The organism is Bradyrhizobium sp. NBAIM08, assembly GCF_020193935.1.
In the GTDB taxonomy this organism is placed as follows: domain Bacteria; phylum Pseudomonadota; class Alphaproteobacteria; order Rhizobiales; family Xanthobacteraceae; genus Bradyrhizobium; species Bradyrhizobium yuanmingense.
Map to the genome: position 1 here is coordinate 499,437 of NZ_JADYVR010000005.1, position 25,981 is coordinate 525,417.

The window sequence follows — 25,981 nt, forward strand, 5'->3', positions numbered from 1 at the left end:
GGCGCGCCGCGGCTACCACACGCTTCGACCGCCATCCATCACCAGGTTCTGCCCGGTCATGTAGCTCGAGGCATCCGAGCACAGGAACTGCACCGCGGCGCGGTACTCGTCGACCTCGGCCATGCGGCCCATCGGGATCAGGCGCGTCAGTCGCTCGACGAAGGCGGGATCCTGGTTGTTGAAGACCCCGCCCGGCGAGATCGCGTTGACGCGGACGCCGTGATCGGCCCAGTACGTCGCCAGATATTTCGTCAGCCCGATCAAGCCGTGCTTGATCACGGAGTAGGTCACCGGCTTCACCGGCTGCTCCTCCTCGCGCGTCACCTGCGGTTGGCGATAGAGCCGCTGGTCCGGCGCGATCACGCCGAGATCGGAGGCGATGTTGAGGATCACACCGCGGCCCCGCGATGCCATTGCACCGCCGAACACCTGAGCGCATAGCATCGCGCCGGTCAGGCCCACGGCGATCTCGGTCTGCCATTGCGGCACCGGAAACGCCTCGAAGCGGGAGGAATGCATCACGCCGGGTGCGGAGGTCACCTTGGGATCGATGGCCGCGTTGTTGACGAGGATGTCGACGGAGACGCCGCGGCCGGAAAGCTGCTCGTGCGCAGCGCGCACCGAATCGAGTGTGGTGACGTCGATCGCAAGCGCGATCAGGTCGGCGGACGGCGCATTCTGCTTGAGCGCGGCAACGGCGGCTTCGGCCTGCGCAAGCCCGACGTCGGTCACGACGACGCGCGCCCCCGCCTCGGAGAGCGCGGCGACATGCTGCCGGCCGAGCAGGCCGCCTGCACCGGTCACGAGAGCGGTACGGCCGGTCAGGTCATAGCGTGAGGACGGGCTTGCCATCGGGAGCTCCTGTTCAGCCGCGCAATTGGCCGCCGTCGGCGACCATGACGCTGCCGGTAATGAACGCCGCGCGCGGCGAGGCGAGGAATGCGACGAGGTCGGCGACCTCTTCCGGCTTGCCGAGCCGGCGCAGCGCCACCTCGCGCACAAGCATGTCCTCGACCGCGGCCCTGTTCTCGGCGAGCTTGCGTGCCCAGGTGCCGTCGGCGGCGAGGATGTTGCCGGGCGCGACCGCATTGATGCGGATGCCCTCGAGCGCCAGCGGGCGTGCCAGCCCGCGCACGGTGGCGTTCAGCGCCGCCTTCGCGGCATAGTAGGTGACGGGTGCGCCCAGCGCCGCCATGCCGGCGATCGAGGAGATACAGACGATCGACCGGTCGCCGCTGCCGCGCGCCATCAGCGGCCGTGCGGCCTCGATCATGTTGGTCGTGGCGAAGAAATTGAGATCCATCACCCGCGACCATTCCGCTGCATTCTCCTGCCCGGGCGGCACGGAAGCGCCGCTGCCGACGTTGCAGACGAGGATGTCGAGGCGCCCCCACTGCCGTTCGACCTCGTTCAGCAGCCTCGCTGCCGCAGCCGGATCGGTGACATCGGCCACGTGAACCGATGTGCTGCCGCCGACCGTAGCCCGCGCGGCATCGAGCGCATCTGCGCCGCGCGCCGCGAGCGCGACTCTGGCGCCTTCTGCGGCGAGCGTCGTCGCGATCGCGAGCCCGATGCCGCGGCTGGCGCCGGTGACGAGCGCGACGCGATCATCCAGCTCGAGCTTCATCGCGCGGCATCCTCGATCCAGCGAACCGTCATGTCGCGATATGTCGCCAGCGCGCCGGCGTGATCGCCGTCGCCGGCCCGCGCGGTTTGCAGGATGTATTGTCCCCTATAGCCGGAGCGCTCGATCAGCCGGATCGTCTTCGCGAGATCAGCGTTGCCGGTGCCGAGCGGCACGGTGGTGCCGCCGCGCACGCGGTCCTTGACATGGACGTTGAGAATGCGGGGCGCGTAGGCCTCGATCTCCTCGGCGCTGTCGTAGCCCAGCGAGGCGCTGTTGCCGCTGTCGTAGTTGATGCCGAAGACCTCCGCCGGAAACGCCTCCATGAAGCGGGCGAGGTCGCGCGGCGGCAGATCGGACTCGAAGACGATCTTGACGTTCTGTCTTATGAGCTGCTCGCGGCGGGCGATCAGCACCCGCTTGAGCGTGTCGCTCTCGCTCTCGCGCTCGATCTTGCCGTTGTCGACCAGCGGGACCACGATGAACGCGATGCCGATGCGGCTGCAGGCGGCAATCAGGAGATCGAGATCGTTGACGAGGGCATCGCGCACGACCGCATCGACCTTCCAGAACGGCGCTTGCATGAAGCAATCGCCGGTCAGGCTCGGGATGCGCACGCCATTTTCGCGTGCCAGCGTCAGAATCTCCTGTTGTCCCGGCTCGGTCATCAGCGGGTTCTCGCGCAGCCGCTCCTGGTCGATGGTCCATTCCATCCGCGTCAGGCCGAGCGCCTTGGCGCGGGGAAATTCCTCGCGCCATTCGTTCCACGGGAACGCCTGGATCTTGCCGTCGACCAGGGCCGACAGGCGTCCCTGCATGAAGCCGATGCGTTCGAGCGTTGCGGTCACGATGTGCTATCCGAACTGATGGCGAGGCCCTTGGCGATCCAGCCGCCGTCGACAAAGATCTCCTGGCCGGTCACATAGGCGGAGGCTTCCGACGCGAGAAAGACGGCGGCACCCACCATGTCGGCGGGTTGCCCCCAGCGGCCGAGCATGGTGTGGCGGCGCCGATCCTCGTGCATGACGGGGTCGGCATAGCTCTTCGCGGTCATCTCGGTCGCGACGTAGCCCGGCGCAAGTGCGTTGACGCGGATGCCGTCCGGTGCGTAGTCGGCGGCGAGTGCCCGCGTCAGCCCGGCAAGCCCCGCCTTTGCCGCGACGTAGCCGGGATTGCCGGGGAAGCCGCGCACCGAATTGATGCTGGTGACGTTGACGATCGCCGCCGAGCCCGCGTTCTTCAGGAGCGGATAGGCGGCGAGGATGGTGGCGTAGACGCCGGTGAGATCGGTTGCGACCGTGGCACGGAAGCGTGCGAGCTCGCTTTCGCCGCCTTGGGCCGGAAGACTGATGCCGGCGGCGTTCACGAGTGCGTCGATGCGATTGCCTTTTGCCGCAATGGCGCGGAATGCGCCTTCGATCGCGCTGTCGTCGGAGAGGTCGCAGGCCATGGCGGTGACGCCCTGCGGCGCGGTTCCGGACCGGCTGAGGCCGAACACGGTGGCTCCGGCAACCTTGAGGCCGCTCGCGATCGCCGCGCCAATGCCGCGCGAGGCGCCGGTGACCACCGCGATCTTGCCTGCGAGCGAGAAGGCGCTGAGATCAGGCATAGCCGTAACTGCGCATGATGGCGGCGCAAAGCTTGACGTCCTCGGGGCGGTCGATCTGGAACATCTTGTGACGATCCATGACGTGGAAGCCGATCTTGCCGCCGAGACGATTGTTCTGCTCGCGCAGGAGGGATGGGATCAGGACGTAGAACGAGCCGTTCTCGAGGTAGCGCTTCTCGATCTGCTGGCGCATGCGGCGGTTGCGATAGTCGTAATTGATCGGCTCCGGGCCGTTCGCGCCGATCCGCCAGTTGAAGTAGTCCTCGACCTCGCAGACCGACAGCAGGCTGTCGAGATGGTCGCGATCGAAGGTCTCAAGTGCGTTCTCGATGTCGCCGGGCTCGCGGATCGGCGATGTGGCCTGAAGCGCGACCACGCGCTCGAACCGGCCCAGTCGCGCCTCGGTCGCATCGAGGGCATGGAGCCAGGCGGATTCGGAGGAGGCGAGGTCGCCCGAAATGTCGTCCGGACGCCGCACGCCGACGGCGCCGGCGGCCTCGGCCGCGGCGAGGATCGCCTCGCTGTCCGACGAGACCGCCACGACGTCGACGCCGCGCGCCGCGCGGGCCTGTTCGACCGTCCAGGCGATCAGGGGCTTGCCGCAGAGATCGAGCAGGTTCTTGTGCGGGATGCCCTTGGAGCCGCCGCGCGCGGCGATCACGGCCAGGGTCTTGCGCGCCATCAGATGTGTCCCTCCAGACGCTCGAGCGCGGTCCAGAAGCCTTCGCCCATGTTCTTGTGACCCTGCCATATTTCGGGAATGAACGATGCCGTCGGTGCATGCTTGCGCAACACCTGTCCGATCTCGTCGAAATCGATCTCGCCTTCGCCGATCTGAAGACCTTCGCCGTCGAGGCCCTTGGCGTCGCCGAAATGCAGATGCGCGGTGTGCGGCCCGAGCTGGGCGAGGCCCTGCGCGAAGTCGAAGCCGAAATGATTGGCGGCGAGCTTGGTGTGGGAGATATCGACGCACATGCGCAAATCATGCTTGGCGCAGAACGCGGCCGATTCCTCCGGGAAGATGAAGATGTTCTGGTGGCGCTGGCCGCCGAAATGCCAGGGAAACGGCGCCATGGTCTGCGGCGTCAGCTCGACACCCTCCATGTCGAGCTCGGTCAAGCTCTGCGCAAAGATGCGGTAGCGCTCGGCTTTGTCCTCCGGCGGCAGCGGCTCGTCCATGGTGAAGCCGCCGATATTGGCGACGATGGGCGGACGCTTGGTCTTGGGGAAGAATTTCTTCAGGCCGCGGGTGATGTCGATCACCGCCTGAGTCTGCTCCAGCGAGTAGCGCCGCAGCGCCTCGTCGGGCGTTGCGAGGTCCATCAGCTTGGAGCCGGCAAACAGCTCCGGCGCATGCACCACGAAACCGAGATCATAGGGGCCCGACAGATAGGCCGCCGGATCGCGCTCCATGTCGCTGTAGCTGAGATGGAATTCGATGATGTCGGGCTCGCAGATTTCCAAGAAGCGTTCGGTATCGTGATAGCGCACCGGCACGCCCCAGGGGCGGTCGAAGCGGTAGCGCCGCGCCTTCGCGGCGCCTTCATTGAGGTCGCTCTGGAAGAAATAGTCGTCGGCCGCCATCGTTCGCGTCAGCTTGCGGCCGAGCAGCGCCGGCATCTTGAGCGGCGACAGGCCCTGTCCCGGGCTCTTCACGGCGATGTCGCTTTCGGAGATCACGGTGCCGGCCGACAGGTCGCGCGCGGCCACCAGGCTCTTGGCGAGGTTTTCGCGGTTGATCAGCTCACCCTGGCTCAGCGCGCGCTCGGCGAGCTCCTCGCCGCGGGCCGCTTCCACCTCGCGAATGCCGGAGACGAGTGCCTTGAATTCCTCCGGCTCGAGACTTGCGGCATGGTCGGGACCTTCCATCTCGCGATCGAGCGTGATGTGGCGTTCGATGACGACGGCGCCGAGCGCGACGGCGGCCGTCGAAACGGCAATGCCGCGCTCGTGGCCGGAATAGCCGACGACCGGATGGATCTCGCGCAGCGTTTCCATGAAACGCAAATGAATGTTGTGGAGCGCGGCCGGGTAGGTGCTCTGGCAATGCAGCAGCACGTAGCTGGCATTCCGGTCGTCGAGGAACTTCGCCGCGGCCTTGATCTCGTCCGTCGTGCTCATGCCGGTCGAGACGATCAACGTCTTGTCGGTGGCGGTGAGGCGGGCGAGCAGCGGCAGATTGGTGAGGTCGGCGGACGCGACCTTGTAGGCCTCCACGCCGAAGCCTTCGAGCACGGCGACGCTCTTGGCGTCCCAGGGCGTGCAGAGGTACTCGATGCCCTTGGCTGCGCAATATTCGGCGATCTTCTTCTGCTGTGCGGTCGGCAGCTCGAAGCGGCGCAGAAGATCGAGCGTATATTCGACGGCGAGGTCGTCGTCTTTCCCGGACAGGCTCGAGGCGCGATAGACCTCGTCGAGCTTGCGCATCTGGAATTTGGCGCAATCAGCTCCGGCGGCGACCGCGGCATCGACCAGCGCAATGGCGCGGTCGAAGTCGCCATTATGGTTGTTGCCGATCTCGGCGATGACGTAGCAGGGTTCGCCATCGCCCAGAAGACGGTTGCCGATGCGGACCGGAGCAGGCTGTTTGGGCGATGTCATCAACATTCTCGTCTCATATGCGTCATGCTAGCTGGGCGGGAACACGGGACTTCCACGTCCGCAGCCCGTTCTCCTCGAACATGATGCGCGAACAGCTGTGCCCCTGCTGTTCCAGCGCCGCGATCAGCTGATAGCGCTCGAACGGGCGGACGAAGAACATGAAGTAACCGCCGCCGCCCGCGCCAAGCAACTTGCCGCCGACCGCGCCATGCTGCTTGGCAAAATCATAGATCGCGTCGATCGCGTCCGACGAGATCTTGGAGCTCAGCTTCCGCTTGGCGTGCCAGGCCTCGTCGATCAGCCGGCCGCATTCCAGCAGTTGACCGCGCAGCAGATGCCGCCTGATGTCGCGCGTCACTTCCTTCTGCTTGGCAGCTGCGGCCACCGCGTCGCTGGTCTCGTGCTGAGCCTTCTGGTCGCGATGAATGGCGCCGGAATCGCGCCCCGAGCCGACGTAGCAGAGCACCAGGCTCTCCTCGAGCTCGGCGATGATGTTGGGATCGAGGCGAAGCGGCACGATGGTGTTCTGGTCGGAGAAGAATTCCATGTGATTGAATCCGCCGAACACGGTGGCGTACTGATCCTGCCAGCCGCCGGGGATGTTGAGCATCAGCCGCTCGGCCTGGAAGGCCATCTCCGCGATCTCGTGGCGGTCCCACTGGTCGCTGCGAAATTCGTTGAAGCAGCCGATGATCGCCGACGAAACCACCGCGGAGCCGCCGAGGCCGGAACCGACCGGGAAGTCGGCGGACACTTCGAGCTCGAAGCCGTAAGTCGGCTTGATCAGGCGCACGACCGACTTGATCAGTGCGAGATCTCCGCCCGTTCCGAGCTCGGTGAGATTGTCGGCCTCGACCGTGCGGCGGAAGTCGTGCGAGTAGATCCGGATGCCGGGATCGCTCCGGCGCCGCAGCGTCGCGTGAGCGTACATCTTGATCGTGGCGCTGATGACCGCGCCGCCGTCATTCGCCACGAAGTAGTGCGTCAGGTCGGTGCCGCCGCCGGAGAAGCTGATCCGCACCGGCGAGCGGGCGCGCGCGAACACCTCGCTCTCTTCCGACAGGTTGAACAGTTCGCGGCTGAACACGTCGACCAGCCGTCCCTCGCCATCGAGGATCGGCACGACGTGGACGCGCTGGTCGAGCAGCTTGAGGATCTGCTCGCGTGGCCCGCCGGTCGGTGCCCAGACGAATTTGCGGTTGATGCAGGACACAACCCGGTCTTGGATCGTGATACCGGTGAGCATGCGCCTGCGGATGTCGCCGTCCGTTACGGCGCCGACGATTCGCCCGCTCGCGTCTTGCGCGAACAGGATGCCGAGCATGTTCGCGTTCAGGCGCCGGAAGGCTTCCTCAATGGTCTCCGTCTCGGCGATCGTGACGAGGGTTCGGTCAAGCACGTTTGGGGTCCAGAAAGGGCCGATTCCGGCCATATCGCAGCGTGGTCTGGTAATACGGGAGCAGCCCGGACGATGCAAGGTTCCTGCGCCCGGCGGCATCGCAGCCATGGCCCGAAGGTCGGGCTCTACGCTCGTCATCTTCGTCGTGCCGCGAGTTCGTTCCGCGCTCCCGCATTCGCGGAGGGATGTGCTCAGCCCCGGCAATGACCTGCTGTCGAAATCGAACGGACGTTAGCGCTCGTCCACGATGATCTTGCCGTCATTCGGCAGCGTGCCGGGACCGACCAGCTCGACGGCTCCGCCGAGCTTCGTGACGGCGCGCAAGCTCGCCGCGATCTCGTCGCGGAGCGAGTCGCCAGCAGTCGTGGCTTCCGCTCTCAACGTCATGGCGTCGGTCTCGCCTTGGCGCGTGACGATGAGGCGAAGTCTTCCGAGCCCCGCGTGGCGCTTGCCGATCTCGGCGATCTGCTCGGGACGGACGAACATGCCCTTGATCTTGGTGGTCTGGTCGGCGCGGCCCATCCAGCCCTTGATGCGCATGTTGGTGCGCCCGCACGGGCTCGTGCCGGGCAGGGCCGCGGTGAGGTCGCCGAGCGCGAGCCGGATCCAGGGATGGTGCGGGTCGAGCGAAGTCACGACAATCTCGCCGACGTCACCTGGTGCGACCGGATCGCCAGTGCCGGGCTTGACGATCTCCAGGATCAGGTCCTCGTTCACGACCATGCCTTCGCGGGCCTCGGTCTCGAAGGCGATGAGGCCGAGATCGGCGGTACCGAAGGCCTGGTAGGCATCGATGCCGCGCCCCTTGATCTCGGCCTGCAGCGAGGGCGGAAACGCTGCGCCCGAGACCAGCGCGCGCTTGATCGAGGAAACGTCACGCCCCGAGCTTGCGGCGGCATCGAGCAGGATCTTCAAGAAGTCCGGCGTGCCGCTGTAGCCGACCGGCCGGTAGGCCTCGATCAGCTCGAACTGCTGCTCTGTGTTGCCGGGGCCGGCGGGGATCACCGCGCACCCTAGCGCCCGCGCCGACGCATCGAAGATGAATCCCCCGGGGGTGAGATGGTAGCTGAAGGTATTGAGGACGATGTCGTCGGGGCGGAACCCGGCTGCGAACAGCGCCCTTGCGCCGCGCCAGGGATCGGCTTGTCGCCCTTCCGGCTCGAAGATCGGACCGGGGGAGGTGAACAGGCGGGCGAACGAGCCAGGCGCCGCCGCCACGAAGCCTCCGAAGGGCGCGGAGGCCTTGTGCAGGGCGGGCAGTTCCGACTTGCGCAACACCGGCAAATCCGCCAGAGCCGCCCTGGAGGTCACGGCGGCGGGATCGAAGCCTTTCAGCCGCTCGGCATAGGCCGGGGCGGCCATCGCGGCTCGCAGCACCTCCGGCAGGCGGGCGAACAGGTCGGCCTCGCGCGCGGCTTGCTCACGCGTCTCGCGGGCGTCGTAATGGGCGGTCATGGCTGTTCTTTCCGTGTTGGCATCCGTTGCGCGCCGCCACCGGCATGGCTATCAGACCGCCAGTGGCGAGGCTTGAAAGGGACCCGATGGCGGACGAAGGAATCATTGCGGCGGACGAGGCGTCGAACGTCGTTGCGCGCCTGAAGCGCCGTATGATCGACGAGGCGCTGCCGCTGTGGTCGACGGTCGGCTGGGATCACGCCGCAGGCGGCTTCATCGACCGGCTGCACCGCGACGGTGCGGCGGATGCCGCCGCGCCCCGGCGCGTGTTCGTGCAGGCCCGCCAGATCTGGTGCTACGCCAAGGCGGCACAGATGGGCTGGTATCCCGAGGGGCGCGCGATTGCGCTGAAGGGGCTGGAGCACCTGCTGGCCAAAGCGAAGGCGCCCGATGGCCGGCCTGGCTATGTGCACCGGCTGACGCCGGACGGATCGGTGCTGGATGCCCGGCGTGATGCTTATGACCACGCCTTCATCCTGTTTGCGCTCGCCAGCGTCTATGCGCTCGACCAGGATACGCAGGTCCGCGCCGAGATCGATGCGCTGCTCGCCTTCCTCGACGGACACCTGCGCTCGCCGCATGGCGGCGTTCACGAAGGCCTTCCGGTCTCGCTGCCGCGCCGGCAGAACCCGCATATGCATCTGTTCGAGGCGATGATCGCGTGCTTCGAGGCGACCCACGATCTGTCGTTCCAGAACCGTGCCGGAGAATTCTTCGCATTGTTCCTCGCCAACCTCTACGACAAGCAGAGGCACGTATTGTCGGAATATTTCGAGGAGGACTGGTCGAAGATCGAGCCGGTCAGCGTCGAGCCGGGTCACCAGGCGGAATGGGTCTGGCTGCTGAAGAGTTTTGAACGCATCACGGGATGCCCGACCAGCCAGCGGCGTGCGGAATTGCTGGAGACCTCGCTGCGCTATCGTGACGAGGCGACGGGCTGCCTCGTCGACGAGGGCGATGCAAGCGGCAGCATCCGCCGCAGCACGCGCCGGCTGTGGCCGCAAACCGAGATCGCGAAGGCGTGGATCGCGCAGGCCGAATCCGGCGAGGCGGGTGCGGCGGACGAGGCGCGCGCGGCGCTGGTGCGGCTCGAACGGCATTATCTCAGCCATCCCGTCAAGGGCGGCTGGTACGACCAGTTCGATCGCGACGGCAAATCGCTGATCGACACCATTCCTGCGTCGTCGTTCTATCATGTTCTCTGCGCGGTCACGGAAGCCGAGCAGGTGCTCGGCTAGGCTCCTTGTGGATCACAGCCAGCGCTTGCGCCGCTTGAAGCTCTTGAGGTTCTTGAAGCTCTTGCGCTGGTCGCCGGCGCCGCCGAGGTAGAATTCCTTGACGTCCTCATTGTCACGCAATGCGTCGGCGCTGCCGTCGAGCACGACCTTGCCCTGCTCCATGATGTAGCCGTGGCTCGCCACGGAGAGCGCCGCGCGCGCATTCTGCTCGACCAGGAGGATGGTGACGCCGAGATCGCGGTTGATCTTCTGGATGATCGAGAACACCTCTTTCACCAGCAGCGGCGAGAGGCCCATCGAAGGCTCGTCCATCAGGATCATTTTCGGGCGCGCCATCAGCGCGCGGCCGATTGCGAGCATCTGCTGCTCTCCGCCGGAGAGATAACCGGCAAGGCCGGTGCGCTCCTTCAAGCGCGGGAAATAGCTGAAGACCATGTCGAGGTCGGCGTCGACCTCGCGGTCCCGGCGCGTGAAGGCGCCGAGCTTGAGATTCTCGAGCGAGGTCATGTCGGCGACGATGCGCCGGCCCTCCATCACCTGGAAGATGCCGCGGCGGACGATCTTGTCGGGATCGATGCCGTTGATCCGCTCGCCCTCGAACAGGATCTCGCCGCGCGTCACCTCGCCGTCCTCGGTCTTGAGCAGCCCCGAGATTGCCTTGAGCGTCGTCGACTTGCCGGCGCCGTTGGCCCCGAGCAGCGCCACGATCGCGCCCTTGGGCACGTCGAGGCTGAGGCCGCGCAGCACCAGGATCACATCGTCATAGACGACCTCGATGTTGCGCACGGCGAGGAGGGGAGCGGGTGCCATGGCGGTTGGCTTGGCGCGGGATGCTTCGAGGGTGTCGGTCATGCTTCAAAACTCCGCTGTCGTCGCCCGGCTTGACCGGGCGACCCAGTATTCCAGAGGCGCCTGAGATTCATCGAGAAGCCGCAGCGTACTGGATCCCCCGCCCGGGTGCGCAATTGCGCACGACGCGAGGGATGACAGTGTTCGCGTGGTGAAAGCAGGGCTCACCACCCCAGCCATTCCGGCTTGCGCGGCAGCTCGACGGTCTTGACCTTCTCGAGCTTGATCGTGCCGTTGGCCATCAGGTCGTTCAGGTCGGCATTGGTCGAACCGGAGACCTTGGTGCGATAGAGATCGACCTTGAGGGTGCCGCGATGGTCCTTGTTGGTCCAGGTCGAGGGATTGCAGACGCCGTCCATGCCGGCCGGCACCCAGTCCTTCTTCTGGTAGAAGCCCTTGGCGACGTTCTCACCGGTGGCACCTCCGTTCTTGGCGGCCCAGTCGAGCGCTTCCCTGGCGTAGAGAGCGCTACAGACGCCTGCGATATAGTGCACCGGGCGATAGGCCTTGCCGCTTGCATCCGATATTTTCGAGATTTCCATCACCGTCTTCATGCCTGGCGCGTTGCCGCCCCAGGTTACGGCCGTGCGTAGCGGGAAGACGACGCCGTCGGCGGCGTCAGCCGCGGTCTTGGCGGCGTTCTCGTCCATGCCCCAGACATTGCCGAGGAACTGCACGTCCACGCCGGCGGTCTTGCAGGCCTTGAGCACGGAGATGTTCGAGGCTGCGGTGTTGCCGAGATAGGCATAGTTGGCGCCGGAGCTCTTCAGGCTGAGGCATTGCGCGGAGTAATCGCCGGGCGTCAGCGCGAACACGATCGGCGGCAGCACTTCGAAGCCGAGCTCATTGGCGATCGCCTCGCCGGCGGCCTTCGGCGCGTTCGGGTACGGATGATTGCCGCCCATATGGACGAATTTCGGCTTACCGCTCTTGCCCTTGGCCTTCCAGTCTTCCGCCGCCCAGGTCACCAATGCCCGCATCGCGTCCGAATAGCTCGGGCCGTAGAAGAAGTTGTAGGGCGCGGGTTTGGCCTTGCCGCTCACGCCTTCCGGATCGGTCAGCGCCGCCGCGTAGGAGGCGGAGATATAGGGAATCTTGTCCTGCGCAACAAAGCCGGTCAGCGCTTCGGTATCTGCGGTACCCCAGCCCATGATCGTTGCAACCTTGCCATCCGGCGCCGACCACTTCTTGTAGAGCGCGATCGCGCGCGGCACCTGATAGCCGTAGTCGTTGGTATCGAGGTTGACCTGCTTGCCGCCGATACCGCCGTTCTTGTTGATCCAGGCAAAGGTGTCGGCGACGGCTTGGCCGTAGGGCGTGCCAACGTCCGACGTCGCACCGGAGTAGTCGGCGAGATGGCCGACGGCGATCTGGGCCTGCGCACTGGCCGCAAAACCAGCGATCGCAAACGCGAGCGACGCGGTGCTTAAAAGCGATTTGGTCTTCATGGGTTGGTTCCTCCTGTTATCGTTTAAGTGAAGTAGCCGTGCTCAATGCGAGAACGGGTAGAGTTTCCAATACGCCTTGATCTGTCGCCAGCGATGCGCGAGCCCATCGGGCTCGAACATCAGGAATGCGATGATGATCACCCCGATCGCGATCTCGCGCAGAAAGGTGATGTTGGTGTTAAGCGAGAGCGCCTTGTCGATCGCGCCGCCCTTCAAATGATGGCTGATGAACTCCATCGCCTCGGGCAGCAGCACCACGAAGGCGGTGCCCATCAGCGTGCCCATGATCGAGCCGGTGCCGCCGATGATGATCATGGCCAGGAACAGTATTGAGCGCTCGATGCCGAAGCCTTCCTGGGAGACCACGAGCTGATAGTGCGCGTAGAGCGCGCCCGCGATGCCGGCGAAGAAGGCGGCGAGACCGAACGACAGCGTGCGGTACCTGGTGAGGTTGATGCCCATGATCTCGGCGGAGAGATAATGGTCGCGGATCGCCACCAGCGCGCGGCCATCGCGCGTGCGCATCAGGTTGGTGACGAGGATGTAGCTCAAGAGCACATAGGCCAGCACGACGTAGAAATATTGCCTGTCGCCCCGCAGCGTGTAGCCGAAGATCGAGAACGGCTCGGCGCTCGCCGGCACCGAGCCGCCGGAGAACCACTCGGCGCGCGAGAAGAAGTCGAGCAGGATGTATTGAGCGGCCAGCGTTGCAATGACGAGGTAGAGTCCCTTCAGCCGCGCCGCGGGGATGCCGAAGATCAACCCAACCAGCGCCGTCACGAGTCCCGCGAGCGGGATCGCGAAGAACACCGGGATCGGCGCATTATTGGAGATGTAGGCCGAGGTGAAGGCGCCGAGCAGGAAGAAGGCCGCGTGTCCGATCGAGATCTGGCCGGTGAAGCCGACCAGGATATTGAGGCCGAGCGCCGCGATCGAGAAGATGCCGATCTGGATCAGAATGCTGAGCCAGTAGCCGCTGAAGAGTTGCGGCGCGAGGCAGAGCAGCGCGACGCCCAGAATCGCGAAGTTGCGGCTGGTGGTGGTCGGGAAGATCGTGGTGTCCGCGGCGTAAGTGGTGCGGAAATCACCAGCGGGAATGAGGGCAGGGCCGGCCATGGATCAGATCCGCTCGATGTCGTGGGTGCCGAACAGGCCGTAGGGCTTGATCATCAGCACGATGATGAGAACGTAGAACGGCGCGATCTCGTAGAGATTGCCCCAGTGCAGATACTCGCTGTCGACATATTGGGCGACGTTCTCCAAAAGCCCGATGATGATGCCGCCGAGCACCGCGCCGCCGACGGAATCGAGCCCGCCGAGGATCGCCGCCGGAAACACCTTGATGCCGTAGGCAGCAAGGCCCGAGGACACGCCATTGACGACGGCGACGACGACGCCGGCGACCGCCGAGACGGTCGCCGAGATCGCCCAGGCCATCGCGAACACGCTCTTGACGGAAATGCCGAGCGACTGCGCCACCTGCTGGTTGAACGCGGTGGCGCGCATCGCAAGGCCGTACTTCGACGCGCGGAAGAACCAGGCCATGCCGATCATCATCGCGACCGACACCACGAGGCTCATGACGTAGACGGTCTGGATCTGCAGTCCGAACAGGCTGACCGACTGGCTCTCGAACACGCGCGGGAACGGCTGCGGATTGACGCCGAACATCCATTTCAGCGTCGCCTGCAGCACGGTGGAGAGGCCGATCGTCACCATGATCACCGAGATGATGGGCTCGCCGATCATCGGCCGCAGGATCAGCACCTGCACCGCGATGCCGAACACGAACATGAACACCAGCGTGATCGGCATGCCGATCCAGAACGGCACCTGGTATTTCGCCAGCAAGGCCCAGCACACCCAGGCGCCGACCAGCAGCAATTCACCTTGCGCGAAGTTGACGACCTGCGTCGCCTTGTAGATCAGCACGAACGACATCGCGACTACGCCATAGAGCGTGCCGACCACGAGGCCGTTGACCAGGAGCTGGATGAGGAAGGCGGTGTTCATGTTGGGTGACTCAGCCCGTCATTGCCGGGCTTGACCCGGCAATCCATCGATGAGGAAGGAAGACTGTTCGGAAGAGGATGGATGTGCGGGTCAAGCCCGCGCATGACGAGGATCTGTATCACTCCGCAGCCTCCGCCATGTGCCCGTGCCCGCCGAGGTCCACCACGCGCAGCGTCGTTCGCACCCGCTGCGTGGTGCCGTCCTGGAAGCGGATCACGGTGTCGACGGGGATGTCGGAATCGCCGCGGTAGATGGCATCGATGATGCCGGCGTATTTCTCGTTGATGACGCCGCGGCGCACCTTTCGCGTCCGGGTGAGCTCGCCGTCGTCGGCGTCGAGCTCCTTGTAGAGCAGCAGGAAGCGCGAGATGCGCTGGGCCGGCGGCAGCGTGGCGTTGACGGTCTCGACCTCCTTCTGCAGCAGCGCGTAGACCTCCGGCCGTGAGGCGAGGTCGCTGTAGGTCGTGAAGGAGAGGCGGTTCTTTTCCGCCCATTTCGAGATGATGGAGTAGCGGATGCAGATCATTGCCGCGAGCGCGTCGCGGCCGGCCCCAAGCACCACAGCTTCGGCGATATAGGGCGAGAATTTCAGCTTGTTCTCGATGAATTGCGGCGAGAAGCGCTCGCCGCGGGAGGTCTCGGCGAGATCCTTGATGCGGTCGATCACGACGAGCTGGTGGTTGGCGTTGAAATAGCCGGCGTCGCCCGAGCACATCCAGCCGTCCTTGATGTCGGCGACGCTGGCCTCGGGGTTCTTGTAGTAGCCGAGGAACATGTTGGGGTGCCGCACGACGATCTCGCCGACGCCGTGGACGTCGGCATTGTCGATACGGATCTCGACATTGTCGGCCATCGGTACGCCGGTGGTATCAGGATCGACCTTGCCCTCGGGATGCAGCGTGTAGGCCCCGAGCAGCTCGGTCTGACCGTAGAGCGTGCGCAGCGGCACGCCCATGGCCTGGAAGAACTTGAAGGTGTCAGGCCCGAGCGCCGCACCGCCGGTCGCGGCCGAGCGCAACCGGGTGAAGCCGAGGCGATCGCGCAGCGCGCGAAACAGGATCGCATCGGCAAAGCCGGAGCGTTTGCCCTGTTCCAGCGCGGCGAGGCCCGACTTCATGCCGATGTCGAACAGGCGCTGCTTGAAGGGCGTTGCGTCCATCACCCTGGCACGGACGTCGGCGGCAATGGATTCCCAGACCCGAGGGGCGAACAGTACGAAGGTCGGTGCGATCTCGCGCAGATCATTCATCATCGTGTCGGGCTCTTCGACGAAATTGATCTTCATCCGGCAGAGCAGACCTTTGCCGAGCACGTAGACCTGTTCCATGATCCAGGGCAGCGGCAGCACCGAGACATATTCGTCGTCGGGACCCTTAGGGTCGAAGGCGAGATAGGTCGCGCAATGGCCGAGCACGCGGCCGGCGGCGAGCATCGCGAGTTTCGGATGCGAGGTGGTGCCGGACGTGGTGCAGAGGATCGCGACGTCCTCGCCCTGGGTGGCATCGACCAGCTTGTCGTAGAGCTCCGGCTCGCGCGCGGCGCGGGCACGGCCGAGCGCGGCAAGCTTCTCCGCCGACATCAGGCGCGGGTCGTCGTATTTTCGCATCCCGCGCGGATCGGAATAGATGATGTGCTTCAGCTTCGGCACGCGCTCGGCGAGGATGAGCAGCTTGTCGACTTGCTCCTCGTCCTCGGCGAAGACCAGCTGCGCCTCGCCATAGTTGAGGAGATAGGAGGCTTCCTCGTCCAGCACGTCGCGATAGAGCCCGAGGCTGAGGCCGCCAATGGCGTGTGTCGCCACTTCCGCCGCGACCCAGTCTGGCCGATTGTCGCCGATAATGCCGATAACATCGCCACGGCCGAGCCCGAGTTCGACGAGCCCGAGCGCGAAGTCGCGCACGCGCGACTGATAGTCGTTCCAGGTGAAGATGCGCCAGAGCCCGAGATCCTTCTCGCGCATCGCGATCTCGTTGCCGTGCTCCCTGGCATTGAGCCGGAGCATCTTCGGATAGGTGTCGGCCTGCGCGACGCGGCCTGCATAATCCATCATGCCGCGCTCTCCTGCGCCGGAGACGCATCATCCGCATCGACCAGCACCTCGTCCTCCTCGCCGAGATAGGCGCGCCTGACGTGAGGATCGGCGAGCACTGTCGCCGGATCGCCCTCGGCGATCTTCTTGCCGAAATCCAGCACCATGACGCGATGCGAGATATCCATCACCACGCCCATGTCGTGCTCGATCATCACCACCGTCATCCCGAACTCCTCGTTGAGATCGACGATGTAGCGGGCCATGTCTTCCTTCTCCTCGAAATTCATGCCGGCCATCGGTTCGTCGAGGAGGATCAGGCGCGGCTCCAGCGCCATAGCGCGGGCGAGCTCCACGCGCTTGCGCAGGCCGTAGGGGAGGGTGCCGGCGGTGGCCTTGCGCACCGGCTGCAGATCGAGGAAGTCGATGATCTCTTCCACCTTGCGACGGTGCTCGAGCTCCTCCTTGCGCGCGCCGGTGAGCCAGTACAGCGAGCCCGTGAGGAAATTGTTCTTCAAGAGGTGATGGCGGCCGACCATGATGTTGTCGAGCACGCTCATGTGGTGGAATAGCGCGAGATTCTGGAAGGTGCGGCCGACGCCGAGTGAGGCGCGGGCATTCGGCGTCAAGCCGGTGATGTCGCGGTCCTGATAGAACAGCTGGCCTTCGGTCGGCTTATAGCGACCGGAAATACAGTTCACGATCGAGGTCTTGCCGGCGCCGTTGGGGCCGATGATCGAGAACAGCTCGCCTTCCCTGATGGCGAAGCTGACGTCGGTCAGCGCGCGGACGCCGCCGAATCGTAAGGACACGCCGCGCACTTCGAGACTGGTAGCCACCAAACGAATCCCTCCCGGTGATGGCGCTTGATTGGCGCTCTTCCGTTCCTGTCAGGCGATCCTAGTACGGTCGTGCCGGCCAGACCATGCAGCTATTGGTCTCGACCGCACCGGCGCCACCTTCGTTCCCGTGAGGGATCAAAAGCCGCATCGCCCGAGGTGGTCCTCAATAGGGGAAAGCGCTATTTTGAAATGTCTCCGGCCTGACAATTCTGCGACAAAGTTGTCGGGCCGAGCGGGTCTTCATCTTTCGTCGGATGGATGACCGAAGCGATTCTGTTGCAGTGCAACAGGAGCATGGGGTGACAGAACGGTGCGGCTGGCTTCGAGATCATGATTTCAGAGGATCATCTGAAGCGCATTGCCGCCTGGTCGCGTGAGCTCACACCAGCCGAGATCGAGGTTGCGCGCGCCGGAATCACGGAACGGTCCTACGGCACCGGCGAGAGCGTGTTCATGCGCGGTGATATTTTTGCCTATTGGGCCGGCATGGTGGGCGGCCTTGCCCGTATGGGCGGGGTCTCGCGCGACGGCAAGGAGACCAGCCTTGCCGGGCTGACGGCAGGGGCCTGGTTCGGCGAGGGCAGCGTGCTCAAGAACGAGCCGCGCCGCTACGACGTGGTCGCGCTGCGCGACAGCCGCATCGCGCTGATGGAACGCAGCGCCTTCATGTGGCTGTTCGAGAACAGCGTCGGCTTCAACCGCTTCCTGGTGCGCCAGCTCAACGAGCGGCTGGGCCAGTTCATCGGCATGCTCGAGGTCAACCGCACGCTCGATGCCACCGCGCGCCTCGCCCGCAGCATCGCCTCGCTGTTCAACCCGATCCTCTATCCGGAATCGACCGCGCATCTGGAGATCACCCAAGAGGAGATCGGCGCGCTCTCCGGCATGTCCCGCCAGAACGCCAACCGCGCGCTGAACCGGCTGGAGAAGGAGGGGCTGCTGCGGCTGGAATATGGCGGGGTCACGATCCTCGATATCGCGCGGCTCGGGAGCTACGGGGAGGAGCGATGATCTGCGCATTCCCGGTGCTTCCGTGCTCATAGAGTTCGACCATCGCGCGTCGGACTCGCCTTACGTCGAGCGGGTATGGCGCAGCCGGAGCCGGCGTGGCGGCTCGTTCCTGTCGATGGCCGAGGGAAATATCGAGCTTGTGGTCACTAGGCTCCCGGAGTTTCTGGCGGTGACGCTCCGAGGGCCGGTCACCCGCGGGACACTCGTCGAATGTCCCGCGAACGGCGAATGGCTCGCGATCCGGTTTCGGCTGGGAACCTACCTGCCGGAGATACCGACGAGCGCACTGATCGACCATCAAAACATGCAGTTGCCGGTGCTGCTCAACGGCCGTTTTCTGTTTTCGGGTCTAAGCTGGGACATTCCAGGCTACGACGATGCGGAGAGTCTCGTCGCTCGCATGGCGCGCGCGGGTGTCATCGCACGCAGCCACGCGACCGATGCGGCGATCGACGGCGACGTCGACTGGATGAGCCGGCGTTCGGTTCAGCGCCACTTTCGCCGCGTTACGGGCATGACGTTCAGCAGCCATCAGCAGATCCAGCGGGCGCGTCGCGCCGCGGCCTTGCTGGTGAGCGGCAGCTCCGTTCTCGACGCGACATCGGGCGCCGGCTATTTCGATCAGGCCCATCTTACCCGCTCGGTCAGGCAACTGATCGGCATGACGCCTGCGCGCCTCTCGCGCGAGCGGCCGCAATTGTCGTTTTCATACAAGACGACCACGTCCTGACCGCAATATGCCTGGATCGCTCCGGCCGCGCTGGTGGAGCGAACATCGGAGGAGCGCTGCGGTGAGTTTCAAGGCCTATCTCGACAATATCCAGGCCAAGACCGGCAAAAGCCCGGACCAATTTCGCAAATGGGGCAAGGACCGGGGTTTTTCGACCGGAGCGGGACTGGCGGCCGGCGTGAAAGCGGGTGCCATCGTGGCCGCGCTCAAGGACGAGTTCGGCCTTGGCCATGGCCATGCGATGGCCATCGTCGCGCTTCTCAAGGGGAAGGCGTCGTAGGTGATGACGATGTCCAAGTCGAGACATGTGGCCGGCTCCGTCATGAGCGGGCTCGTGATTGCCTTCATGCTGTTTGATGCCGGGATGAAGCTCGTCCCGCTGGACGTCGTGATCAACGCGACCGCCGAGCTCGGCTATCCCCCGTCGGCCGATCTGGCCCGCGCGCTGGGCGTGGTGGCGCTGGCCTGCACCGCGCTCTACGGCCTCCCGCGAACGGCCGTGCTCGGTGCGATCCTGCTGACCGCCTATATGGGCGGCACGGTGGCTGTTCACTTGCGGGTCGGCAACCCGCTCTTCAGCCATATGCTGTTCGGCGTCTATCTTGCTGGTCTTGCCTGGGGCGGTCTCTATTTGCGCGATTCGCGGGTGGCGGCGTTGCTTCCTCTGAGATCGCCGCCGGTGGAGGTCTGACGTCGTTACGGCGACGCCGTCATCGCGCATTGGCCGGCGCGTGCGCCGGCCACAGATCGGCGCGCCAGCGGATCGCGATTGCCACCATCGCGACGAATCCTGCGCCGGCATAAAGCGAGCCCGTCGCGGAATAGCCGATGACGTCGATCAGGCTGCCGGCCGCGAGCAGTCCGATCGGCAAGCCATAGATCACCATCATGCGCACGCCCATGACACGGCCGCGCAGATGTGCGCTCGCGGTGCGCATCAGGATGACGGCAGCCGAGATCATCGACATGCTCTGGGCGATACCGGCGAGGACGAGGCAGGCCATCGCCACCGGCATCGTCCTGACCTCGACGAACACCAGCAGCATGGCGTACCAGGCCAGCGTTGCGCCGATCAGGAGCCGGGCAATGCGTACGCCACTGACCAGGCTGAGCGTGATGGAGCCGATTAGCGAGCCGACGGCGAAGCTCGCCGAGAGATATCCGAGGCCGGTCTGATCAGTGTGAAAGATCTCCCGCGCGATGTAGGGCAACAATCCGCCCGTGAAAGGAAATGCGGTGAGATTCGCCAGAAAAGCGACGCACAGCGCCGCGCGCATTGCCGGCCCGTTCCAGGCATAGACGATCCCCTCTTTGAGGTCGCCAAGCAGCCGCGAAACGGTGTGGCTGCTTGCGGGAAGATCGCTCGTGGTGACGGTCCTTTTCGGCTGGGTCAGGCAGAGCATGAGAAGCGCTGCCGTGAAGTAAAGGCAGGCGATCGCCACATAAACGAGGCCGATACCGAGCACGGCGAACAGCCCGGCCCCCGTCAACGCTCCGGCAATGCGCGCGCTGTCCTGGGTCGTGCGCGCAACACTGATGGCGCCCACCAGCTGCTCGGCCGGCATGATATCGGCGAGCAGCGCGCCGCGAACGCCGAGATCGGAGGGGCGGATCAAGCCCATGATCGTGACGATGATCATGACGCTCAGCGGCGACAGATGACCGCTCAGCGCGAGGACCATGATGGTCGACGACAGCGCCGTATACGCAAGGCGCATGACGACCAGGAGATCGCGATGACCGATCCGGTCGCCGATCATGCCGAACACGGGCGCGACCAATGTTCCGACGAACTGGAGTGAAGCCAGCAGCGTGAGCAGCAGCACCGAGCCGGTCTCGACGATGACGTACCAGCCGAGCACCAGCGTCTCGACCTCGAAGGCCCAGGAGGTGAGCAGATCGGACGGCCACTGGAAGCGGTAGTTGCGGATGCGGAATGGCGCGAGCGCCGAAGGTCGTGCAGTGGCGCTCACGACGCGATGACGCGTGTCACGGCGATTTCCTTAACCTTGTTGTTTCTTCTTGCTGTGGCGCAACCTAACGCTGGCGATGCCGGTGTCAATCGCAGTCGCCGCAGGCCGCCCCCGCGCTCGGCTCTTACCTCGCCGCGCTGGCCGCTTTCCTGTCGGCCAACGCACTTGCCATGGCCGAGATCAGAGGACGCATGAAATAGGCTTCGTCGGCGGGCGAGACGTCCGTGCGCAAGCCATGCGCTGCGAGCTCGCCGGAAACGGCCGGGCCGACCGATGCGATCAGCGTGCGTTCGAGACCTGCGCGCAGCTTCGTCTCGCTGCCGCGCGCCTTGGCAACCTCGATCAGCCGGCGGACCTGGCCGAGATTGGTCAGGGCGATCGAGTCGATGCGTCCCTCTGCCATGTCGTCAATGGCGGCGACGATGTTGGCATCGGCAGCCTTGGAATCGTAGACGTAGGGCAGCACCGTATCGACGTCGGCGCCTTGCGCGGCCAGCGCGCCGGTCAGCGCGCTATGATCCTTGTCGGGATAGAGCTGCAGACCGAGGCGCCGCCCCTTCAGGTCGAGTCTGGCCAGCATCTCGATCACGCCTTCGGTGGTCGGCTTCTCCGTGGTCTGCTGCGTCTCGAGGCCGATCTCGCGCAACGCCTTGCCCGGCTTCGGGCCTCGGGTGAACTTGCGCGCCTGGGCGAGCGCCGCGACAAGGGCAGCGTCGAGGCCGCGGGCACGGGCGAGCTTCATGATGCGGCGCAGGCCTTCGCCGGTCATCAGCACGAGATCGTCGAAGGGCTTGTCGATGGCGCGGCGGATCCAGGCCTCGACTGGAGCCGGGTCCGGCGCATCATGGATGGTGAACATCGGGCATTGCACGACCTCGGCGCCTTGCTCGGCCAGAAGCTTGGAAAACTGCGCCTCCTCGCGCGTTTCCAGGATCAGGATGCGGTAGCCGTTCAAGCGGTCGGCCATGGGTATGCTCCGTTGAGAATTCGCAATTGTCCGTTCATCCTGACTCCGCGGTTGGGATTGGCGCAAGGGCGGGTCGGTGCTAGAGCAGGGCGCAATCCGCTGGATCGTTCCGCTGCACAAACCTTCATCAAGAGCCGAGCCTTGCCCGACCATCAATACGTCCTGACCCTGTCCTGTCCGGATCGCCCAGGCATCGTCTCGGCGGTCTCGACGTTTCTCGCTCATAACGGACAGAACATCCTCGACGCCCAGCAGTTCGACGACGTCGAGACCAAGAAGTTCTTCATGCGGGTGGTGTTCACAGCGGCCGATCTTGCCGTGGAACTCGCGGCACTGCAGACCGGCTTCGCCGCGATCGCCGAGCGTTTCGGCATGGAATGGCAGATGCGCGACCGCGCTGCGCATCGCAAGGTGATGCTGCTGGTCTCGAAGTCCGATCACTGCCTGGTCGACATCCTCTATCGCTGGCGAACCGGCGAATTGCCGATGATTCCGACCGCGATCGTCTCCAATCACCCGCGCGAGGTCTATGCCGGGCTCGATTTCGGCGGCATCCCCTTCCACCATTTGCCCGTCACCAAGGAGACCAAGCGCGAGCAGGAGACACAGATCATGGACCTCGTCGGCAAGACGAAGACCGATCTGGTGGTGCTCGCCCGTTACATGCAGATCCTGTCCGACGATCTCTCGGCAAAGCTGTCGGGGCGCTGCATCAACATCCACCACTCATTCCTGCCGGGCTTCAAGGGTGCCAAGCCCTATCACCAGGCCCATGAGCGCGGCGTCAAGCTGATCGGCGCCACCGCGCATTACGTCACGCGCGACCTCGACGAGGGCCCGATCATCGACCAGGACGTCGAGCGCATCAGCCATCGCGACACGCCGGAAGATCTGGTCCGCAAAGGCCGTGACATCGAGCGCCGCGTGTTGGCCCGGGCCATCCGCTACCATCTCGACGACCGCGTCATCCTCAACGGCCGCAAGACCGTGGTGTTCGTGGATTAGCGAATGGGGGACGAATGGTGAGTGGAGGGGGAGCGCGCCCTATTCGCTACTCCCTGTTCGCCATTCGCTTCCTCAGCGCCCCGCGCCAGCCGACGTCGTCCCCGTCGCGCCCTTCTGGGCCTGTTCTTCCTTCTCGCGATCGGTCGCCGGCATCAGCCGCTTGCGCTCGCGCTCCTTCATGTAGGCATCGTATTGCGGCGTGCCGGGCCGCGGCGGCGCATCAGCGGGCAGGCCGCCGGCCCATTGCGGGACGTAGTCGCCCATCCCGGCGGAGAGCTTCTCGTTGACCGTCCCGCAGCCTGCGAGATTGAGCAGGGCGAGTGCGGCGGCGATCGAAAGCGAGCGAGAACGCATGAATATCTCTGGTCGTGCCCCCGACGGGGCGCGGATGGTGGAGCGCCATAGGCGTTAGCGGCAACCATATCTCTCAATAGGTAAAATTGGCCTATTCGAGGGAGGGCAAAGCTGTATACAGAGAAGGTATTATAATAGGCATATTTTGCACTTGATGAGGTCGCCGCTGTTGGTACGGTATACACCGGGTATTTGTCATTGGACGGATCGTAGGACGGGGCATGCCACGGACGCACTTAAGATGTCCGGATTCTGCAAATGAGAGACTGAATCCTCCATCCCCGGTGTGGTGCGGCCTCGTAGGGTGGCAAAGCCATCGCCCTCCGGCCCAGTGTCACAGGGCTTTTTCGTTGACAGGACCATTTCATTTGTACAATCGTACAAATAGCTCTCCGCCGTTGTTGAGGCAGATTGCGCGGCTTGCGCCGAATGGTCGCCCAACGTTCGATTGACAACGGGGTTACAGAGGACGCCATGTGGCCGCACGGCATGGCTTGTCCGTGAGTGAAGCGCGGCAAGGACCGGGTACTCGGTCCGCCGCACAAGAGGTGAGGAATGAAGGGGAGGGACATCTGATGTTCGAACGCAGGATTTTTTTACGCACCGCAGCGGTCGTTGCGATCGCGGGCCTCGCGGCCGTCGCGCCTGCCAAGGCGCAAGACACGGTCAAGATCGGGCTGATCCTGCCGATGACCGGCGGCCAGGCCTCGACCGGCAAGCAGATCGAGAACGCGATCAAGCTCTACATGCAGCAGAAGGGCGACACCGTCGCCGGCAAGAAGATCGAAATCATCGTCAAGGACGACGCGGCGATCCCGGATAAGACCAAGACTGCCGCGCAGGAGCTGATCGTCAACGACAAGGTCAACTTCATCGCCGGCTTCGGCGTGACGCCGGCCGCGCTCGCCGCCGCGCCGCTGGCTACCCAGGCCAAGATTCCTGAAGTCGTGATGGCGGCCGGCACCTCCATTATCACCGAACGTTCGCCCTATATCGTGCGCACCAGCTTCACGCTGGCGCAGTCCTCGACCATCATCGGCGATTGGGCGGTGAAGAACGGCATCAAGAAGGTCGCGACGCTGACCTCGGACTACGCGCCGGGCAATGACGCCCTCAACTTCTTCAAGCAACATTTTACGGCCGGCGGCGGTGAGGTGGTCGAAGAAGTCAAGGTGCCGCTGCAGAACCCCGACTTTGCTCCGTTCCTGCAGCGCATGAAGGACGCAAAGCCGGACGCGATCTTCGTGTTCGTGCCGGCGGGCCAGGGCGGCAACTTCATGAAGCAATATGCCGAGCGTGGCCTCGACAAGGCCGGCATCAAGGTGATCGGGCCGGGCGACGTCACCGACGACGATCTGCTCAACAACATGGGCGACGCCGTGCTCGGCACGGTCACCGCGCATCTCTATTCCGCGGCGCACCCCTCGCAGATGAACAAGGATTTCGTCGCGGCCTACAAGAAGGCCTTCGGCAACCGTCCGGGCTTCATGGCCGTGGGCGGCTATGACGGCATCCACCTGATCTACGAGGCGCTGAAGAAGACAGGTGGCGACACCAACGGCGACAAGCTGATCGAGGCCATGAAGGGCCAGAAGTGGGAGAGCCCGCGCGGTCCGATCTCGATCGACCCCGAGACCCGCGACATCGTGCAGAACATCTACATCCGCAAGGTCGAGAAAGTGGATGGCGAACTCTACAATGTCGAGTTCGCGACCTTCGAGGCTGTCAAAGATCTCGGCAAGACCAAGAAGTGACGCGCGAAAGCGCGTCATCCCGGGGCTCTCCTCACCTCTCCCGCCTGCCCTGCGGGAGAGGTCGACGCGGAGCGCCGGGTGAGGGTTCTCTCGTCGTCGGGAATCCTCCAAGTGGAAAGACCCTCTCCCCAACCCTCTCCCGCAAGCGGGAGAGGGAGTGCAGCACGGCCCTTGGCCACACTTGAGATGACCCTCGACTGCTGATGACCGCAATCCTCACCAACCTGTTCGATGGCGTCGCTTACGGCATGCTGCTGTTCGTGCTCGCCTGCGGGCTCGCGGTCACGCTGGGCCTGATGAACTTCGTCAATCTCGCCCACGGCGCCTTCGCGATGGCGGGGGGCTATATCTGCATGGTGCTGGTCAACCGGATGGGTTGGCCGTTCTTCGCCGCTTTGCCGCTCGCTTTCGTATCCTCGGCTGCAATCGGCATCGCGCTCGAACGGACGCTGTACCGTCATCTCTACGCCCGCAGCCATCTCGACCAGGTGCTGTTCACGATCGGCCTGACCTTCATGTCGGTGGCAGCCGTCGATTACATCCAGGGATCCTCGCGCGTCTTCATCAATTTGCCCGCCGCGCTCCAAGGCCAGTTCGATCTGTTCGGCGTCGGCATCGGCCGCTACCGGCTGATGATCATCGTGATCTGCGGCCTGCTGACCATCGCGCTTCAAATGGTGCTGGCGAAGACGCGTTTCGGCAGCCGCCTGCGGGCGGCGGTCGATGACCCCCGCGCCGCGAGCGGTCTCGGCATCAACGTGCCGCAGGTATTCGCCTTCACATTTGCCTTCGGTTGCGGGCTCGCCGGCCTCGGCGGCGCGCTCAGCGCCGAGATCCTCGGCCTCGATCCGTATTTCCCGCTGAAGTTCATGATCTACTTCCTGATCGTGGTCACCGTCGGCGGCTCCTCCTCGATAACGGGCCCGTTCCTCGCCTCGCTGCTGCTCGGCATCGGCGACGTCGCCGGCAAATATTACGTGCCGAAGATGGGCCCCTTCGTGATCTACACCATCATGATCGTGATCCTGATCTGGCGTCCGAACGGCCTGTTCGGCCGCACGGCCGCGCGTTGAGTTCACC

25 protein-coding genes are annotated in these 25,981 nt (G+C 64.7%); 8 read left to right on the forward strand and 17 right to left on the reverse strand.

What is annotated here, in order from left to right; genetic code table 11:
- Positions 1-12: 12 nt before the first annotated feature.
- The 8 genes from I6F37_RS20360 to I6F37_RS20395 all read right to left on the reverse strand — a co-directional run bounded on the left by I6F37_RS20360 (position 13) and on the right by I6F37_RS20395 (position 8,688).
- Positions 13-852 (reverse strand): SDR family oxidoreductase, encoded by an 840-nt coding sequence (locus tag I6F37_RS20360; RefSeq protein ID WP_036007397.1) that lies wholly within the window; start codon positions 850-852, stop codon positions 13-15.
- Positions 853-865: 13 nt separating this feature from the next.
- Positions 866-1,627, reverse strand: coding sequence for an SDR family NAD(P)-dependent oxidoreductase (locus I6F37_RS20365; protein WP_036007395.1), 762 nt, complete (start codon positions 1,625-1,627; stop codon positions 866-868).
- A complete protein-coding gene (locus I6F37_RS20370) occupies positions 1,624-2,472 on the reverse strand; it encodes a sugar phosphate isomerase/epimerase (protein ID WP_085968984.1) in 849 nt (282 codons plus the stop codon). The genes I6F37_RS20365 and I6F37_RS20370 overlap by 4 nt, the downstream gene beginning before the upstream one ends.
- Positions 2,469-3,233: an SDR family oxidoreductase gene (locus I6F37_RS20375; RefSeq protein WP_036007392.1), complete on the reverse strand. Its 765-nt coding sequence runs from the start codon at positions 3,231-3,233 to the stop codon at positions 2,469-2,471. Before I6F37_RS20375 ends, I6F37_RS20370 begins: the two co-directional genes overlap by 4 nt.
- Entirely contained in the window at positions 3,226-3,915 is a 690-nt protein-coding gene (locus I6F37_RS20380; protein ID WP_036007390.1) for an acylneuraminate cytidylyltransferase family protein, read from the reverse strand. Before I6F37_RS20380 ends, I6F37_RS20375 begins: the two co-directional genes overlap by 8 nt.
- On the reverse strand, positions 3,915-5,834 hold the full coding sequence (locus I6F37_RS20385; protein WP_225152455.1) for an N-acetylneuraminate synthase family protein: 1,920 nt from the start codon (positions 5,832-5,834) through the stop codon (positions 3,915-3,917). The genes I6F37_RS20380 and I6F37_RS20385 overlap by 1 nt, the downstream gene beginning before the upstream one ends.
- Positions 5,835-5,856: 22 nt before the next feature.
- Complete coding sequence (locus tag I6F37_RS20390; RefSeq protein WP_051056915.1) at positions 5,857-7,233, reverse strand: CBS domain-containing protein; 1,377 nt, start codon at positions 7,231-7,233, stop codon at positions 5,857-5,859.
- Positions 7,234-7,464: 231 nt separating this feature from the next.
- Complete coding sequence (locus I6F37_RS20395) at positions 7,465-8,688, reverse strand: phenylacetate--CoA ligase family protein (protein WP_036007382.1); 1,224 nt, start codon at positions 8,686-8,688, stop codon at positions 7,465-7,467.
- Between the two features lie 86 nt (positions 8,689-8,774).
- Between I6F37_RS20395 and I6F37_RS20400 the strand changes: the two genes are divergently transcribed.
- Entirely contained in the window at positions 8,775-9,926 is a 1,152-nt protein-coding gene (locus I6F37_RS20400; RefSeq protein ID WP_225152457.1) for an AGE family epimerase/isomerase, read from the forward strand.
- 12 nt (positions 9,927-9,938) lie between these two features.
- Here the strand turns inward: I6F37_RS20400 and I6F37_RS20405 are convergent, their stop codons facing one another.
- The 6 genes from I6F37_RS20405 to I6F37_RS20430 form a co-directional block, all read right to left on the reverse strand.
- Positions 9,939-10,778: an ABC transporter ATP-binding protein gene (locus I6F37_RS20405; protein ID WP_036015696.1), complete on the reverse strand. Its 840-nt coding sequence runs from the start codon at positions 10,776-10,778 to the stop codon at positions 9,939-9,941.
- 161 nt (positions 10,779-10,939) lie between these two features.
- On the reverse strand, positions 10,940-12,223 hold the full coding sequence (locus tag I6F37_RS20410; protein ID WP_036015698.1) for an ABC transporter substrate-binding protein: 1,284 nt from the start codon (positions 12,221-12,223) through the stop codon (positions 10,940-10,942).
- Between the two features lie 42 nt (positions 12,224-12,265).
- On the reverse strand, positions 12,266-13,339 hold the full coding sequence (locus I6F37_RS20415) for a branched-chain amino acid ABC transporter permease (RefSeq protein ID WP_036015700.1): 1,074 nt from the start codon (positions 13,337-13,339) through the stop codon (positions 12,266-12,268).
- A 3-nt stretch (positions 13,340-13,342) separates the two neighbouring features.
- Entirely contained in the window at positions 13,343-14,236 is an 894-nt protein-coding gene (locus I6F37_RS20420) for a branched-chain amino acid ABC transporter permease (RefSeq protein WP_018643253.1), read from the reverse strand.
- Positions 14,237-14,354: 118 nt separating this feature from the next.
- On the reverse strand, positions 14,355-16,286 hold the full coding sequence (locus tag I6F37_RS20425; protein WP_036015702.1) for a long-chain fatty acid--CoA ligase: 1,932 nt from the start codon (positions 16,284-16,286) through the stop codon (positions 14,355-14,357).
- Positions 16,283-17,104: an ABC transporter ATP-binding protein gene (locus I6F37_RS20430; protein ID WP_036015750.1), complete on the reverse strand. Its 822-nt coding sequence runs from the start codon at positions 17,102-17,104 to the stop codon at positions 16,283-16,285. The genes I6F37_RS20425 and I6F37_RS20430 overlap by 4 nt, the downstream gene beginning before the upstream one ends.
- 333 nt (positions 17,105-17,437) lie before the next feature.
- Between I6F37_RS20430 and I6F37_RS20435 the strand changes: the two genes are divergently transcribed.
- From I6F37_RS20435 to I6F37_RS20450, 4 genes are all read left to right on the forward strand, one after another.
- Positions 17,438-18,118 carry a Crp/Fnr family transcriptional regulator gene (locus I6F37_RS20435; protein ID WP_036015705.1) on the forward strand — a complete coding sequence of 227 codons (681 nt, stop codon included), beginning with the start codon at positions 17,438-17,440 and terminating at the stop codon, positions 18,116-18,118.
- 115 nt (positions 18,119-18,233) lie between these two features.
- A complete protein-coding gene (locus tag I6F37_RS20440) occupies positions 18,234-18,848 on the forward strand; it encodes a helix-turn-helix transcriptional regulator (protein ID WP_157784117.1) in 615 nt (204 codons plus the stop codon).
- Positions 18,849-18,909: 61 nt separating this feature from the next.
- Complete coding sequence (locus I6F37_RS20445) at positions 18,910-19,128, forward strand: DUF4287 domain-containing protein (protein ID WP_036015710.1); 219 nt, start codon at positions 18,910-18,912, stop codon at positions 19,126-19,128.
- 3 nt (positions 19,129-19,131) lie between these two features.
- Entirely contained in the window at positions 19,132-19,539 is a 408-nt protein-coding gene (locus I6F37_RS20450; protein ID WP_036015712.1) for a DoxX family protein, read from the forward strand.
- Positions 19,540-19,558: 19 nt separating this feature from the next.
- Here the strand turns inward: I6F37_RS20450 and I6F37_RS20455 are convergent, their stop codons facing one another.
- Both I6F37_RS20455 and I6F37_RS20460 read right to left on the reverse strand, forming a co-directional pair.
- The gene (locus I6F37_RS20455; RefSeq protein ID WP_036015714.1) at positions 19,559-20,821 is read right to left on the reverse strand and encodes an MFS transporter; all 1,263 of its coding nucleotides are present in this window, start codon (positions 20,819-20,821) and stop codon (positions 19,559-19,561) included.
- A gap of 124 nt (positions 20,822-20,945) precedes the next feature.
- Positions 20,946-21,788, reverse strand: a complete 843-nt coding sequence (locus I6F37_RS20460) for a uroporphyrinogen-III synthase (RefSeq protein ID WP_036029887.1) — start codon at positions 21,786-21,788, stop codon at positions 20,946-20,948.
- Positions 21,789-21,929: 141 nt separating this feature from the next.
- Between I6F37_RS20460 and purU the strand changes: the two genes are divergently transcribed.
- On the forward strand, positions 21,930-22,793 hold the full coding sequence (gene purU, locus I6F37_RS20465) for a formyltetrahydrofolate deformylase (RefSeq protein ID WP_036015720.1): 864 nt from the start codon (positions 21,930-21,932) through the stop codon (positions 22,791-22,793).
- Positions 22,794-22,865: 72 nt separating this feature from the next.
- Here purU and I6F37_RS20470 read toward each other — a convergent pair whose 3' ends face one another.
- Positions 22,866-23,147 carry a hypothetical protein gene (locus I6F37_RS20470; protein ID WP_036015722.1) on the reverse strand — a complete coding sequence of 94 codons (282 nt, stop codon included), beginning with the start codon at positions 23,145-23,147 and terminating at the stop codon, positions 22,866-22,868.
- Positions 23,148-23,722: 575 nt separating this feature from the next.
- Here I6F37_RS20470 and I6F37_RS20475 point away from each other — a divergent pair.
- Positions 23,723-24,901 carry an ABC transporter substrate-binding protein gene (locus tag I6F37_RS20475; RefSeq protein WP_036015725.1) on the forward strand — a complete coding sequence of 393 codons (1,179 nt, stop codon included), beginning with the start codon at positions 23,723-23,725 and terminating at the stop codon, positions 24,899-24,901.
- 203 nt (positions 24,902-25,104) lie between these two features.
- Positions 25,105-25,974: a branched-chain amino acid ABC transporter permease gene (locus I6F37_RS20480; RefSeq protein ID WP_036015727.1), complete on the forward strand. Its 870-nt coding sequence runs from the start codon at positions 25,105-25,107 to the stop codon at positions 25,972-25,974.
- Positions 25,975-25,981: the final 7 nt, after the last annotated feature.

What these genes read in the sequence shown, in the direction of transcription:
- I6F37_RS20380 (WP_036007390.1), bottom strand. Translation starts at nt 3,915, where the DNA reads ATGGCGCGCAAGACCCTGGCCGTGATCGCCGCGCGCGGCGGCTCCAAG.
- I6F37_RS20405 (WP_036015696.1), bottom strand. Translation starts at nt 10,778, where the DNA reads ATGACCGACACCCTCGAAGCATCCCGCGCCAAGCCAACCGCCATGGCA.
- I6F37_RS20410 (WP_036015698.1), bottom strand. Translation starts at nt 12,223, where the DNA reads ATGAAGACCAAATCGCTTTTAAGCACCGCGTCGCTCGCGTTTGCGATC.
- I6F37_RS20420 (WP_018643253.1), bottom strand. Translation starts at nt 14,236, where the DNA reads ATGAACACCGCCTTCCTCATCCAGCTCCTGGTCAACGGCCTCGTGGTC.
- I6F37_RS20395 (WP_036007382.1), bottom strand. Translation starts at nt 8,688, where the DNA reads ATGACCGCCCATTACGACGCCCGCGAGACGCGTGAGCAAGCCGCGCGC.
- I6F37_RS20460 (WP_036029887.1), bottom strand. Translation starts at nt 21,788, where the DNA reads ATGGCCGACCGCTTGAACGGCTACCGCATCCTGATCCTGGAAACGCGC.
- I6F37_RS20400 (WP_225152457.1), top strand. Translation starts at nt 8,775, where the DNA reads ATGGCGGACGAAGGAATCATTGCGGCGGACGAGGCGTCGAACGTCGTT.
- I6F37_RS20440 (WP_157784117.1), top strand. Translation starts at nt 18,234, where the DNA reads ATGGCCGAGGGAAATATCGAGCTTGTGGTCACTAGGCTCCCGGAGTTT.
- I6F37_RS20470 (WP_036015722.1), bottom strand. Translation starts at nt 23,147, where the DNA reads ATGCGTTCTCGCTCGCTTTCGATCGCCGCCGCACTCGCCCTGCTCAAT.
- I6F37_RS20385 (WP_225152455.1), bottom strand. Translation starts at nt 5,834, where the DNA reads ATGACATCGCCCAAACAGCCTGCTCCGGTCCGCATCGGCAACCGTCTT.
- I6F37_RS20415 (WP_036015700.1), bottom strand. Translation starts at nt 13,339, where the DNA reads ATGGCCGGCCCTGCCCTCATTCCCGCTGGTGATTTCCGCACCACTTAC.
- I6F37_RS20480 (WP_036015727.1), top strand. Translation starts at nt 25,105, where the DNA reads ATGACCGCAATCCTCACCAACCTGTTCGATGGCGTCGCTTACGGCATG.
- I6F37_RS20360 (WP_036007397.1), bottom strand. Translation starts at nt 852, where the DNA reads ATGGCAAGCCCGTCCTCACGCTATGACCTGACCGGCCGTACCGCTCTC.
- I6F37_RS20435 (WP_036015705.1), top strand. Translation starts at nt 17,438, where the DNA reads ATGATTTCAGAGGATCATCTGAAGCGCATTGCCGCCTGGTCGCGTGAG.
- I6F37_RS20425 (WP_036015702.1), bottom strand. Translation starts at nt 16,286, where the DNA reads ATGATGGATTATGCAGGCCGCGTCGCGCAGGCCGACACCTATCCGAAG.
- I6F37_RS20375 (WP_036007392.1), bottom strand. Translation starts at nt 3,233, where the DNA reads ATGCCTGATCTCAGCGCCTTCTCGCTCGCAGGCAAGATCGCGGTGGTC.
- I6F37_RS20475 (WP_036015725.1), top strand. Translation starts at nt 23,723, where the DNA reads ATGTTCGAACGCAGGATTTTTTTACGCACCGCAGCGGTCGTTGCGATC.
- I6F37_RS20365 (WP_036007395.1), bottom strand. Translation starts at nt 1,627, where the DNA reads ATGAAGCTCGAGCTGGATGATCGCGTCGCGCTCGTCACCGGCGCCAGC.
- I6F37_RS20450 (WP_036015712.1), top strand. Translation starts at nt 19,132, where the DNA reads ATGACGATGTCCAAGTCGAGACATGTGGCCGGCTCCGTCATGAGCGGG.